The organism is Pseudomonas sp. LBUM1672 (genome assembly GCF_059695655.1).
Genome location: NZ_CP166781.1, coordinates 2492458 through 2504623 on the forward strand (window position 1 = coordinate 2492458; position 12166 = coordinate 2504623).

The window sequence follows — 12166 nt, forward strand, 5'->3', positions numbered from 1 at the left end:
CGAACGACCTGCCATTTCTTGGGCTCAAGACTAGGGATGACCCTGGTATCGGTAAAATATTATTAAGCTGGCATTTGAGTATAAATAACTGAGGCAGCGGGTTTGCTTGCGCTCTATCGAGCGTACGCCGTAGTGGCGTTGCGGGGTAAGATGGCGCTTTATCAAAGCACCAGACAACCTGTTCGGTAACGTAATGGAGTGGGGCGAGCATTGATCGAACGACGCCAATTTAGCGGAGGCATGAAGGGCAAAAACCTTCGCTACCTGAATGAGCACCCGGATGGGATCCAGCAAACGGTCCGCGCAGGATTCCTGCTGCTCGAACATTTCTCGCTGCCTGCGTTCACCCAGGCGCTGGACACGGTGGTTACGGCCAATCTGCTGCGGCCGGAGTCGTTTTCTTCGCGCACGTTCGGCTTGAACGACGGCGAAGTCATCAGCGATCTGGGCCTGGTCATTCGGCCCGATGCCCGTATTGATTGTCCGGCGGTCAAAGAGCTGGACCTGCTGGTGATTTGCGGCGGCTACCGGACGGAACTCAAGGCCAGCGAAGGCTTGATCAGCCTGTTGCGCACGGCATCGGACCAGGGCGTCAGCCTGGCCGGTTTGTGGAACGGTGCATGGTTTTTGGGGAAGGCCGGTTTGCTCGACGGTTACCGTTGCGCGATTCACCCGGAACATCGCCCGGCGCTGGCGGATTTCTGCAAGGCCACGCAGGTCAGCAGCGAGCCCTACATCATTGATCGGGACCGGCTGACGGCGTCCAGTCCTTCCGGGGCCTTCCACATGGCGCTGGACTGGATCAAGGGGCTGTATGGCAAAGCGCTCGTCGAGGGAATCGAGGACATCCTGGCGTTCGAGGAATCTCGCTACCGGCGCATCAAACCGACGGAAAATGTCTGTGTGAGTGCGCCGTTGCGCGAGGTGGTGAAGCTGATGGACGCCAACCTCGAAGAGCCTTTGGAGCTGGAGCAGCTGGCGGTGTACGCAGGGCGTTCGCGGCGACAACTCGAGCGCTTGTTCAAGGAGCAACTGGGCACCACGCCGCAGCGCTATTACATGGAGCTGCGGATTACCGAAGCGCGGCGGTTGCTCCAGCATACGGAGCTGTCCCAAGTGGACGTGCTGGTAGCGTGTGGCTTTGTGTCGCCGAGTCATTTCAGCAAGTGCTACAGCTCGTATTTCGGCTACCGGCCATCCAAGGAGAAGCGACTCGTTAAATAAGATCAGCCGAGCATAAATCCTGTGGCGAGAGGGCTTTTGTGGCGAGGGGATTTATCTGTGGCGAGGGGATTTATCCCCGTTGGGCTGCGAAGCGGCCCCCAGCGTCCATTCAGACAAACCGAGTTGTCCGGATTTACGACTGCTGCGCAGCCGAACGGGGATAAATCCCCTCGCCACGAGTAACCCTCGCCACAAAAGCTCCGCCAGGCCACAAATATGGGTGGCATTGCTTGGGTGAACAGCGTTAATGCATCTTGCTGTGATCAACCATGCCCAGTGCCCGAGCCTCAGCGTCTACCTTAATCGTCTCCTTCTCGCCCTTGGCGTTTTCCACGGTCAGGATCAGCGGGACTTTATCGCCTTCCTTAACTTGCGCCGTCAGATCCATCAGCATCACGTGGTAACCGTGGGGATCAAAACTCACCGGCTTGCCGGCCGGCAGCGCGACGGACTCGACCTGACGCATGCTCATCACATCGTCTTTCATGCTTGATTGGTGAATTTGCACGATTTTAGCGACAGACGATTGCACGCTCAGCAGCTTGCTGTCGCTGTCGGCTTTCAGGGTCATGAACGCGCCGGTCGATGGCTGGCCGGCCACGGTTGCGCGGACCCAGGCGTCGTCCACTCGGGTTTGCGCCGATACCTGCCAGGCCATGCCGATCAGGGCGCAGCCCAGGACCAGTTGCTGGACGCGGCGCGAGAAAGTGGTGTTTGCGTGGATCGAATTCATTAGCAGACTTCCATGACGGTGAGCAGGTCTTCTGCGCACTCTTTAGCCGTAAGGGACGCGGACAGCCCCAGGCGCAGGTTGCCCCGGGAGTCGAAGACGTAGCTGGTCGCGGTGTGGGAGAGGGTGTAGGTCGAACCGCTGGGGATCTTTTCAAAGAACACACCGAACTCTTTGGCGGTGGCGGCGGTTTCTTCCAGCGTGCCGTGCAGCGCCTCGAAACTCGGATCGAACGATTTGACGTAGGCGTCGAGCATTTGCGGTGTGTCGCGTTCGGGGTCGAGGGTGATGAAGATCACCTGCAACTTCTCGCCATCGCGGCCCATCAGTTTTTTGGCTTGCGCCGCACGGGCCAGGGTCGTGGGGCAGACCGCCGGGCACTGGGTGAAACCGAAGAACACCATCGGCATCAGGCCACGATAACTGGTGAGCATCTTCGTTTCGCCCTGGGCGTCTTTGAGCTTGAAGGTACGTCCCATGATCTTGTCGCTAAGGTCCTTGCCGTATTTGAACGACAGCTTGGGGCCATCATCGCAGCCGGCGATCAGGCCAAGACCCAACAAGCCCATACCGCGCAGGACCGTGCGACGGGTAAACAACGTACTCATGGAAAAACATTCCTGTGTTGCGACGGGAAATCTACAGCGCCTGATGAGTCAGACGAAAAAAACGCGTGGATATTAACAAACTGTGGCCGTGCGTCGCGCATTGTTGGACGAGGGGCGGGTTTGGTACAGGTGCAGTAACTGCAGAAAACTACAGATCAGCAGAAAAGCGACCGACCATACCGCGATCCCCTGTAGCAGCTGGCGAAGCCTGCGTTCGGCTGCGCAGCAGTCGTAAAATCAGGCGATGCGGTGTGTCAGGCATTCCGTGCATTCTGGGTTTACGACTGCTGCGCAGCCGAACGCAGGCTTCGCCAGCTGCTACAGGTTATGCGTTGCGGTTGATCGCTGGTATTGGACACATTGTCGCGCGGACACATTCCAGATACATAAGTGCGCTTTCATGGGCACGTCCCCCCATCACAATGAGAGCGTTGCCATGTTCCGTAAACTGCAACAAGCCGCCCGCGTCCTCCGCCAGAGCGCACGTTTGATGGTCGGCGTCCCCGATTACGACAACTACGTCGCGCAGATGGCGCTCAAACACCCGGAACAGCCGGTGATGAGCTATTCGGCGTTCCTTCGTGAGCGTCAGGAAGCCCGTTACGGCGGCAAGCAATGCACCACGCGTTGCTGCTGAATGCCGCCGGGAATGCGCTGATCACCACAATCTCCTCGCCATTGCGTTACGGCTGCTAAGCTTCGACGTTGCAGCGTCCGAGCCTTCTTGGAATCGGGCGTTGCGCGTGGCCATGGAGTACGACTTCAGTATCAATATCCACTTCTGACAGGGGTGGCGAACGATTGTCGGTAACCTGCACGGAGGCAGGCAATGGTGATCAAGCACGTAGGCCATTCGAGTGCCGAGGGTATTCCCGAGCCACTCGATCGTGAAGAGATGGAACGGGTGCTGGCGTTGTTGCTGGCCAGTCCGGTGTTTGCCAAGTCCAGGCGCATGGGCAGTTTGTTGCGGTTCCTGGTCGATCACGATCTTCAATTTTCCAACATTCCGCTCACTGAACATGCCATCGGCATTGCGGTGTTTCGCCGTGACCCGGCGGTTTACTGCACGGGCGATGACCCGGTGGTGCGCGTCCAGGTGGGCCGGTTGCGGCGCAAGCTCGCGACCCATTACGCCACCCTGGGGCAGCAAGACCCGGTTCGTTTGAGCATACCGGCCGGTTGTTATCGACTGGCTTACCAGCGGCTCAGGCCCAAAAGCACCTCGACTCGTCATCCTGTCCTGCAGATTCAGCCATTTACCTGCATCACCCGCGACGGCGATGACTTCACCCGGGGCTTGTGCGAAGAGCTGAGCTGCCGGCTGTTCGAGTCGTTCGAGCAGACGCAAAGCCATGGTAACCATGTGTTGATGAAGGTGCCGCGAAGCAGCATTAAGGCACTGGACGTTATGCGAGCCGGGCGCGGTAACTATTCCCTTGAAGGCAGCGTGAGGGTGGAGCCGAGCCGTGTCCGGACGTCGGTGCGCCTGATTGATGTCGCTCAGGGGCGCATCCGCTGGTCCGAGCAGTTCGATCGCAATCGACCTTACGGCATCGCGACCCAGGAAGATCTGGCGGAATCTATCTGTCGATCATTGACGGGCTATTTCGCCAGGGGCGGTGGTGACGTTTCCTGAGTAGAAGGGGCAACCGCGAGGTTGCCCCTCGATGCGACGGCTATATCGTTTTCCATTCGCCGCCTTCGTAGAGGCGGGCTGCATCATTAGCGAAGGTAAGGTCGATTTCGATGGACTTGGAGCGTGAGGTGCTGAACATGGTGCTGGTCTGCATATTCTGTTCGAACCACACGAGAATGGTCTCGACGGGGGTCAAAACGGTGTTGCCGGTGACGACCTGGTTGACGGCTACGTAGATGGGTGTACTGATCTGAGTGCCATCGATGCCCGTAGACAACTGATTAACTCCTGGGTGAATGGGCGCGTAGTTGTTCACCATTGTGAAGGAGGTGGCAGGGCCGCCTGTCACCGCAGGGCCCATCACACCACTGGAATCGAGTATCGCGGTTTGCCCAAGGCCAATGTCGACGGGTTTGGTTGAGGCTTTGACTGTTACGTTGTCCTTGAACACGTTGGAGGCAAACAACTGATACTGAGGCGTCCAGCTGAAGTCGTTGTTGCTCAGGTATGCGTCATAGGACTGCCAGACCACGTTGTAATCTTCGATACCCACCTTTTTGGCAAAGCACAGCTTGTATTTAGACTGCTTGAGCATTTTCAGATCAGCGTCGGCGATCTCGATCGTGACCACTTTTTGAGTAGCTGCCAGAGTCGACCTCAACACCTTGCCATAGTCGGCAGGGCTCAAGGCCGTGGTGGCTCCAAGAATCGCCTGGACGGCCTCTTGCACGTCATTTTGAAGTTGTTGGCTACGATTGCTTACTGCGGTTGACTTGCTCATGGTTTCCCTCTTCCTTGGTTGTGTTGGGCAATCAATGGGCAGCGGGCAGCGAATCCGACAAGTGATCGGGCAGCACCCTCTAAACACATTGACGGCTTCACAGTAGGCGCAGGATTCAGGGCGGCGAAGTGTCTTGGCGTTACAGGGGGGAGGGTGTTTGAACCGGCGAGGTAACAGCTTGCGTAACCAGGTTGTATCAAGGGGATCTGTGATTGAAACAGCGGGGCGGCCGTGCGGCCGCCCCACCGTGGCGTCATGCCGCCGGGCTACTCACCTTCGCGTCCGCCCAGACGAAGTTCCAGCTGGTTCGTTTGCCCTTGGCAATCTCGATCAGCTTGTTCTCATACACGGTGTGATTGACCGTGCCGGTGTAAGTCAGCTTCCGGGCCGCGTTGCTCCCGGTGACTTCCCCGGGTTTGCCGCCAGAGTCGGTCATGGCCTTTTTCATATCGGCTTCCGACGGGGCGCTGCTCTGGTTTTTTTCAACGGTTACGAAACTCATGGTGTCACCTCTTCCGTGATGGGGGGATCGGCGGACAGCAGGGTCGAGAGGTTTTCTCGATCCTGCCAACACACCGAAGCCAATACTCTATTGGCCTGCCGGGCACCGCAGAAGTGACAACTCGGTCGGTAAGGTAACAACGCGGATACAGCGAAAAGCGCAATGTAACGGCGACGTATCAGCCGGCGACATCACTTCGCTTTCCAGTGCCCACCGCCCGATTCGCAATCGATCTTCGATTGGTTCAAGTGTTCCGCGCCGTAGTAATACGTAGTGACTTGGGCGTTGTCGGGAATATTCAGCGACTTGCTGTTCTTGTCCTTGCTGGTGGAGTGAGGGTTGGCCAGGGATTCCTGGGTCAAGGTCGCGATGCAGGTGGCCTGGTAATGGTCGTCACACTGTTCGACTTTTTTCTTGGTGCTGCTGAGCATTTCCTTGCTCTCGTTGCTGCATGACCAATCGATGGCGTTCACCGGCATGCCTTTGTACTCATAACAGCTATGGGACTCGACCACCGGAACGGAAGGGCTTTGGGATCGGGTCAGGACGTCACAGCCTTCAGCGAATACCAGCGTGGGGCTCAGGCTGGCGAGCAGAAACAGCAGTCTACGGTTCATCGGGATTACCTCTCCAATGGCGCTGCTCAAGATCAAAGATCGGCGCTTATAGGGTTTCGAATACGTGAAGAGGCGTGGGGTTCAATTCGTTTTGTGATCCCGCAGAAGGACTGCCCTCTCGCTCGCACGAGAGGGCAAGTGCCAGGCTCAGGTGTGATGAATCTCCCGATCCTTGGTTTCCGGCATGAAGCATATGCCCAGAACGGCCGTCATCAAGGCGATGACGATCGGGTACCAGAGGCCGTAGTAGATATCACCCGTGGCCGCGACCATCGCGAACGCCACTGTCGGCAGGAAGCCGCCGAACCAGCCGTTGCCGATGTGATAGGGCAGCGACATCGAGGTGTAGCGGATGCGCGCCGGGAACAGTTCCACCAGCCAGGCGGCGATCGGGCCGTAGACCATGGTCACGTAGATCACGAGGATGGTCAGGAGCAGCAGGACCATTGGGTAATTGGTCTTGGTCGGGTCGGCTTTCTCGGGGTAGCCGGCCTCTTTGAGCGAGGTGCCGAGGGCGGCGGTGAAGGCGTCGTTCTTGGCCTTGAAGTCGGCGGCCGGCATGCCGGTGCCCTCGAAGCTCTGGATCACCTTGTCGCCGATGCGCACCTGCGCGACGGTGCCCGGTTCGGCTTTCTCGTTCTTGTAGGGGATGGCCCGCTTCGCCAGCACCGTCTTGGCGAGGTCGCAGGAGCTGGTGAATTTGGCCTTGCCCACCGGGTCGAACTGGAACGAGCACTGGTCGGGATCGGCGATCACCGTGACCGGGTTCTTCTCCTGCGCGACGAACACGTCGGGGTTTCCGTATTGGGTCAACGCATGGAAGATCGGGAAGTAGGTCAGCGCCGCGATGATGCAGCCGGCCATGATGATGCCCTTGCGGCCAATGCGATCGGACAGGCTGCCGAAGATGACGAAGAACGGCGTGCCGATCAGCAGTGAGCCGGCAATCAGCAAGTTCGCGGTCTGTGGGTCGATCTTCAGCGTTTGCAGGAGGAAGAACAGCGCATAGAACTGCCCGGTGTACCAGACAACCGCCTGGCCAGCCGTACCGCCGAGCAGAGCCATGATGACGATTTTCAAGTTGTCCCAGCGGGCGAAGGATTCGGTCAGCGGCGCCTTCGAGGACTTGCCCTCAGCCTTCATTTTCACGAACACCGGCGACTCGCTCAGTTGCAAGCGGATGTACACCGAGACAATCAGCAGCAGGATCGACAGCAGGAACGGAATCCGCCAGCCCCAGGCCTCGAAGGCTTCGTTGCCGAGGATCGTCCGGCAAGCAAGGATCACCAGCAGGGAAAGGAACAGGCCCAGGGTCGCGGTGGTTTGAATCCACGAGGTGAAATAACCGCGTTTGCCTTTCGGCGCATGCTCGGCGACGTAGGTCGCCGCGCCGCCGTACTCGCCACCCAGCGCCAGGCCTTGCAACAGGCGCAAGGTGATCAGGATGATCGGCGCCGCCACGCCGATCGTCGCGTAGCCGGGCAGAAAGCCCACGATGGCGGTGGAGATACCCATGATCACAATGGTGATGAGGAAGGTGTGCTTGCGCCCGATCATGTCGCCCAGTCGACCGAACACGATCGCGCCGAAGGGACGCACCGCGAAGCCCGCGGCGAACGCGAGCAGCGCGAAGATGAAGGATGTTGTCTCGTTGACGCCTGCGAAGAAGTGCTTGGCGATGATCGCGGCCAGGGAGCCGTAAAGGTAAAAGTCGTACCACTCGAATACGGTGCCCAGGGACGAGGCGAAGATGACCTTGCGCTCCTCCTTGGTGATGCCGTGGTGGGGCGCGCTGCCCGTGGAAGTGTTGTCGATTGCGGCCATGAGTCTTCTCCGTCGTTCTTGTTATAGGCCGGAGTACCTAATACCTCTTTGCCGCACCCAGGCCCTTGGGCTGTTATCGTCGGATTACGGATTTCGCGAAGCATGCACACAGGTTGACTGCCTCGCATCGCTGCAAGGTTTCCTGAAGCATAATCGGCTTCGCGCAGATATCCACTCGCCATCACTTTCAACCGCTGGATCAGGCCGCAGGGCTCACTTCGCAACCATTCGTTTAATCAATAATCACCATCAAGGAAGGCAAGTTCCGTTTTTCTGTCATGAGAGGAGGATAGCGTCATACCAAAGTCGCCTCTGAAGGAACCTGCGCGATGAGAATCTCTACCATGTTGGCCCTGGCCGCCGTTTTGACCGGCAGTGTTGCCGCCACCGCACCGGCCTACGCGGCTGACCCGTCCTGCCATTTCCTGCCGATGGCCGACAGCCCCGCCAGCTTGCAGCACACTCAATCGGTGGGCGTGCTCTACAGCGAAAACACCCTGAATACCCTCGAATACCTTGAGCAGTACCATTCTGTCGCGCTGAACGGTGCGAAGAACCCTGCGCTGGATTCGCGCATCAGCAACGCCTTCGTCAACAGCTCCGATCCGAAACGGGCGATCAACTGGCTGATGGGCTCGCTGCAGAAACAATTCGCTTCGGTGACCGTCTACGACAACCTCGACGCCGTGGTGCAAGCCCATCCCGATGTGGTGGTGATGCTCGACACTTACAGCCGTCTGGTGTCCAAGCGCAACAACCAGGTCGAAGCGCGTTTCCTGGCTAAGTTCTACGACTCGAACCTGCAATACATCGGCAAGGCCGAAGGCTCACGTGAACAGCAGATGCCTTCGGTCTGGGTGCAAGGCAAAGCCGCCCCGGAGATTGCCGCGCAGATAGACCAGCAAAACGTGGTGCAGGTGAATGCGTTGAAGCAGTTTGATGCGTCGTTGAAGGCGCTGGTGACCTCTGGTAGTGGGGCGCAGGTCGCCAGTTACTGATGCACATTCAACGTGATCCGTTAATCCGCCAAATTTGTGAATTTTCCACATCGAGGTCTGACTGCGCACAATCCTGTGGCGAGGGGGTTTACCCCCGTTCGGCTGCGCAGCAGTCGCAAATCCTGCGCACGCGGTTTATCTGAATAAATGCGGTGGCAGGTTTTGGGGCCGCTGCGCGACCCAACGGGGGCAAGCCCCCTCGCCACAGGTTTTGTGTGCTCCCCTGCATTGAGGTATTGCCGCCCCCCTTGAGGCGGAGGGCGGTCAGATGATTCTCGGATTTATTCAAGTGCCGCGTTTATCAGGTGGCGCACGACCTCGGCCTCCACAGCCCCTTCGTTGCCGCTTTCATCAAAAATCGCGCAACTCGCCGAACGGCCGCCATCGACGCAGCGGTAGACCGCAATGACGCTGCCTGGTCCAGCTCCCGTGTGACCGCTCAAGGTGAGCCCACCCTCCACAGTGCCCTGCATCAAACCAAGGCCGTAACCCGGAGCAACCCAGGGACGTCCAGCCATCGGTCCGCCCAGCGTGCGTACGGTTTGCATCTCCCGCAGCAATGCTTGCGGCAACAGATCTCCACCCAACAACCGGTCCAGGCACAGGGCCGCGTCAGCAAGCGAACCGACCAGCAAACCGTGATAGACCCAACCCGGATCGTAACTCGCGGCCGCTCCCATCTTCACGCCATCCAGATCGTCGCGCTTCGTGGCCAGGCGCACCCGCGATAACCCGAGAGGGGACAACACGCGTTGCGTCAGTGCATCCTCAAGCGCGACACCGGTCACTCGCTCAATGAGTCTGGCGATGTACAGATAGCCCACGTTCGAATATCGCCAGCCGTCTCCCGGTGCATAGCGCAACCGGGCGGCATCCAGCCGCTGCAGCATTTCAGCGGCTGGCCAAGATGCCTCATGGCGAGAAACAGCGGCGTGGTAGTCAGCGAGTTCACCATAATCCGCCAACCCCGCCTCATGCCGCAGCAGTTGACGCAACGTGAAAGGACCTTCAGGCACAACATCGTCCAGACCGATCAATCCATCACGCACCAACGACAACGCCGCGGCGGCGAGCACCGTCTTGGTGAAACTCCACCACGGCACGGTTATGTCGGGCTGTTCAAGCGTGAGGAGTGAACCGTTTGAGACAAGGGCGAAATGCATGGGGTGAATGCTCTCGATGGACGCGCCGGGGAGTTTGCCAGAAAACAAAACCGCGATTGTGTTTGCGCAGCGCTTTGGCTAATCTCGCACAAACACGCAAAATCAGGCGCAAACATGCAAGATCAGCATTTGGCAAATGAGCTTCCTTCCGTGCGCCGGCAAAAAATCCTTCTGATTCTTGAGCGCGACGGCAAGGTCATGGCCTCGGAATTGAGCCAGCATTTCGCCGTTTCAGAAGACACCATTCGCCGCGACCTGTCGGAGCTGCACAGCGCCGGTCTGGTGCAACGCGTGCACGGTGGGGCGCTGCCTCGTCCCAAGGACACGGGCAAGGATTTCCTCACTCGGGTGGGTGAAACCGATGAGGTGAAAGTGCACCTCGCACAGCTCGCCGCGCGACACGTCCGGGACGGTCAGATCGTGATGTTCGATTCGGGAAGCACCACGCTGCAGATCGCCCGGTCCTTGCCTTCGACTATTTCCATCACGGCCATCACCACATCGCCGTTGACCGCGATTACCCTCGCGGAATACCCAGGCATCAAGGTGATTCTGGCGGGTGGGCAACTTAACCTGGCGACGATGTCGGTCAGCGGTCACGAGACCGTGCGTTTGTTGCAGGGCATCAAGGCTGACGTGCTGTTTACCGGGGTGTGTGCGATTCATCCGGAGGTCGGCATCAGCTCGCTGCATTTTGATGAGGTGCCCGTGAAGCAGGCGCTGTTCGACAGTGCCTCTCAAGTGATCGCCGTCACCACGGCCGACAAACTGGGGGCGGTGGAACCGTACATCGTCGTGCCGTGCTCACGTTTGCACACCCTGATTACCGAGCGTCACGTGGCGTCGGGCGACATCGACGACTATCGCAAGCTGGGAATCGAAGTGGTGCAAGCGCACGCCTGAGCGATCAGCCATGCCCCAGCGCAATCGCAAACGACACCACGATCAAGCACGCAAACGCAAAATTGATGTTCATGAAGCTTTCGCCCGAATTATCAGAGGTGGCGCCATCCTGAACTCGCCGCTGAAAAATAAAAAATTCGGCTTCATGATTTAAAAGATCGAAGCAATTGATAGCTGGGTCGCCCACACCTGCAAACAACCCCAAAGATCGCCGCCTCGTTTCACTCGACAGCTGCTACAAGCAACCGGTGTAGCAGCTGTCGAGTGGAACGAGGCTGCGATCTTTCGAACTTAAATCAGGTATTTGTTGAACCAGGCCACTGTCCTGTCCCACGCGAGTTTCGCCGCGGCTTCGTCGTAGCGAGGCGTGGAGTCGTTATGAAAACCGTGATTGCAGCCCGCATAAATGTAGGCCTCGTACGTCTTGCCCGACGCCTTCAGCGCTTTCTCATACGCCGGCCAGCCTTCATTGATGCCCTTGTCCAGTTCACCGTAATGCAGCAGCAACGGTGCCTTGATTTTCGGCACATCCTCAGCCTTTGGCTGACGGCCATAAAAGGGCACGGCCGCCGCCAGTTCCGGATACGCCACCGCCGCCGCATTGGAAACGCCGCCGCCATAGCAGAACCCGGTGATGCCGACTTTCCCGGTGGTCTTGTCGTTTTTCATCAGCCATTCAATCGCTGCGAAAAAGTCATTCATCAGTTTTTCCGGGTCGACAGCCGCTTGTAACTCCTTGCCTTTTTCATCGTTGCCCGGATAGCCGCCCACCGAACTCAGGCCATCGGGGGCGAGGGCGATGAACCCTGCCTTGGCAACGCGTCGGGCGACGTCCTCGATGTAAGGATTGAGCCCACGGTTTTCATGCACCACCACCACCGCCGGCACCTTGCCGGTGGCTTTGGTCGGGCGCACCAGATAGCCGCGGACATTGCCGTGGCCCTTGGGCGATGGATAGGACATGTACTCGGCGAGGATGTCCGGGTCGGTGAATTCAACCTGCTCGGCGAGCGCGTAGTTCGGGCTCAGGGCGGCGAGGAGGGCGCTGGCCGTCAGACCGCCCAACGTGAACAGCGCCGCCCGATCAAGAAACTCGCGCCGGTTGATCTTGCCGTGCGCGTAGTAGTCGTAGAGCTCAAGCAATTCCGGGGCGAAGTCTTTGGCGGTGAGACGGTCCATG

At 58.7% G+C, this 12166-nt stretch carries 14 protein-coding genes; 5 read left to right on the top strand and 9 right to left on the bottom strand.

Translation table 11 applies throughout. The features are described 5' to 3' along the window. Positions 1-240 precede the first annotated feature (240 nt). The gene (locus ACA053_RS11400) at positions 241-1224 is read left to right on the top strand and encodes a GlxA family transcriptional regulator (RefSeq protein ID WP_497395486.1); all 984 of its coding nucleotides are present in this window, start codon (positions 241-243) and stop codon (positions 1222-1224) included. A 244-nt stretch (positions 1225-1468) separates the two neighbouring features. Here the strand turns inward: ACA053_RS11400 and ACA053_RS11405 are convergent, their stop codons facing one another. After that, positions 1469-1957 (bottom strand): copper chaperone PCu(A)C, encoded by a 489-nt coding sequence (locus tag ACA053_RS11405; RefSeq protein ID WP_497395488.1) that lies wholly within the window; start codon positions 1955-1957, stop codon positions 1469-1471. Beyond that, positions 1957-2562: an SCO family protein gene (locus ACA053_RS11410; protein ID WP_497395490.1), complete on the bottom strand. Its 606-nt coding sequence runs from the start codon at positions 2560-2562 to the stop codon at positions 1957-1959. The genes ACA053_RS11405 and ACA053_RS11410 overlap by 1 nt, the downstream gene beginning before the upstream one ends. Positions 2563-2998: 436 nt before the next feature. Between ACA053_RS11410 and ACA053_RS11415 the strand changes: the two genes are divergently transcribed. Together ACA053_RS11415 and ACA053_RS11420 are read left to right on the top strand one after the other, a co-directional pair. Then, a complete protein-coding gene (locus ACA053_RS11415; RefSeq protein ID WP_497317259.1) occupies positions 2999-3199 on the top strand; it encodes a YbdD/YjiX family protein in 201 nt (66 codons plus the stop codon). A gap of 192 nt (positions 3200-3391) precedes the next feature. Further along, the gene (locus ACA053_RS11420; RefSeq protein WP_497317261.1) at positions 3392-4198 is read left to right on the top strand and encodes a hypothetical protein; all 807 of its coding nucleotides are present in this window, start codon (positions 3392-3394) and stop codon (positions 4196-4198) included. Between the two features lie 40 nt (positions 4199-4238). Here the strand turns inward: ACA053_RS11420 and ACA053_RS11425 are convergent, their stop codons facing one another. The 4 genes from ACA053_RS11425 to ACA053_RS11440 form a co-directional block, all read right to left on the bottom strand. Then, on the bottom strand, positions 4239-4979 hold the full coding sequence (locus ACA053_RS11425; protein WP_497395492.1) for a hypothetical protein: 741 nt from the start codon (positions 4977-4979) through the stop codon (positions 4239-4241). A 253-nt stretch (positions 4980-5232) separates the two neighbouring features. Further along, on the bottom strand, positions 5233-5481 hold the full coding sequence (locus ACA053_RS11430) for a hypothetical protein (RefSeq protein WP_497317263.1): 249 nt from the start codon (positions 5479-5481) through the stop codon (positions 5233-5235). Between the two features lie 191 nt (positions 5482-5672). Then, positions 5673-6098 carry a hypothetical protein gene (locus ACA053_RS11435; protein WP_497317265.1) on the bottom strand — a complete coding sequence of 142 codons (426 nt, stop codon included), beginning with the start codon at positions 6096-6098 and terminating at the stop codon, positions 5673-5675. 147 nt (positions 6099-6245) lie between these two features. Further along, positions 6246-7922: an MFS transporter gene (locus ACA053_RS11440; RefSeq protein WP_497395494.1), complete on the bottom strand. Its 1677-nt coding sequence runs from the start codon at positions 7920-7922 to the stop codon at positions 6246-6248. Between the two features lie 329 nt (positions 7923-8251). Here ACA053_RS11440 and ACA053_RS11445 point away from each other — a divergent pair, with 329 nt between their 5' ends. After that, a complete protein-coding gene (locus ACA053_RS11445) occupies positions 8252-8920 on the top strand; it encodes an ATPase (protein WP_497317269.1) in 669 nt (222 codons plus the stop codon). Between the two features lie 281 nt (positions 8921-9201). Here the strand turns inward: ACA053_RS11445 and ACA053_RS11450 are convergent, their stop codons facing one another. Next, positions 9202-10083 carry a serine hydrolase domain-containing protein gene (locus tag ACA053_RS11450; RefSeq protein ID WP_497317271.1) on the bottom strand — a complete coding sequence of 294 codons (882 nt, stop codon included), beginning with the start codon at positions 10081-10083 and terminating at the stop codon, positions 9202-9204. Positions 10084-10197: 114 nt separating this feature from the next. Between ACA053_RS11450 and ACA053_RS11455 the strand changes: the two genes are divergently transcribed. Then, a complete protein-coding gene (locus tag ACA053_RS11455; RefSeq protein ID WP_109629742.1) occupies positions 10198-10986 on the top strand; it encodes a DeoR/GlpR family DNA-binding transcription regulator in 789 nt (262 codons plus the stop codon). Positions 10987-10990: 4 nt separating this feature from the next. Here the strand turns inward: ACA053_RS11455 and ACA053_RS11460 are convergent, their stop codons facing one another. Beyond that, complete coding sequence (locus tag ACA053_RS11460; RefSeq protein WP_162556148.1) at positions 10991-11191, bottom strand: hypothetical protein; 201 nt, start codon at positions 11189-11191, stop codon at positions 10991-10993. An 86-nt stretch (positions 11192-11277) separates the two neighbouring features. Next, positions 11278-12165, bottom strand: coding sequence for a YghX family hydrolase (gene yghX, locus ACA053_RS11465; protein WP_218277782.1), 888 nt, complete (start codon positions 12163-12165; stop codon positions 11278-11280). Position 12166 lies beyond the last annotated feature (1 nt).

Bases quoted from the DNA above. Each gene is read 5' to 3' on its own strand.
- ACA053_RS11420 (WP_497317261.1), top strand. From the start codon at position 3,392: ATGGTGATCAAGCACGTAGGCCATTCGAGTGCCGAGGGTATTCCCGAG.
- ACA053_RS11445 (WP_497317269.1), top strand. From the start codon at position 8,252: ATGAGAATCTCTACCATGTTGGCCCTGGCCGCCGTTTTGACCGGCAGT.
- ACA053_RS11405 (WP_497395488.1), bottom strand. From the start codon at position 1,957: ATGAATTCGATCCACGCAAACACCACTTTCTCGCGCCGCGTCCAGCAA.
- ACA053_RS11425 (WP_497395492.1), bottom strand. From the start codon at position 4,979: ATGAGCAAGTCAACCGCAGTAAGCAATCGTAGCCAACAACTTCAAAAT.
- ACA053_RS11435 (WP_497317265.1), bottom strand. From the start codon at position 6,098: ATGAACCGTAGACTGCTGTTTCTGCTCGCCAGCCTGAGCCCCACGCTG.
- ACA053_RS11400 (WP_497395486.1), top strand. From the start codon at position 241: ATGAAGGGCAAAAACCTTCGCTACCTGAATGAGCACCCGGATGGGATC.
- yghX (WP_218277782.1), bottom strand. From the start codon at position 12,165: ATGGACCGTCTCACCGCCAAAGACTTCGCCCCGGAATTGCTTGAGCTC.
- ACA053_RS11440 (WP_497395494.1), bottom strand. From the start codon at position 7,922: ATGGCCGCAATCGACAACACTTCCACGGGCAGCGCGCCCCACCACGGC.
- ACA053_RS11450 (WP_497317271.1), bottom strand. From the start codon at position 10,083: ATGCATTTCGCCCTTGTCTCAAACGGTTCACTCCTCACGCTTGAACAG.
- ACA053_RS11410 (WP_497395490.1), bottom strand. From the start codon at position 2,562: ATGAGTACGTTGTTTACCCGTCGCACGGTCCTGCGCGGTATGGGCTTG.
- ACA053_RS11455 (WP_109629742.1), top strand. From the start codon at position 10,198: ATGCAAGATCAGCATTTGGCAAATGAGCTTCCTTCCGTGCGCCGGCAA.
- ACA053_RS11430 (WP_497317263.1), bottom strand. From the start codon at position 5,481: ATGAGTTTCGTAACCGTTGAAAAAAACCAGAGCAGCGCCCCGTCGGAA.
- ACA053_RS11415 (WP_497317259.1), top strand. From the start codon at position 2,999: ATGTTCCGTAAACTGCAACAAGCCGCCCGCGTCCTCCGCCAGAGCGCA.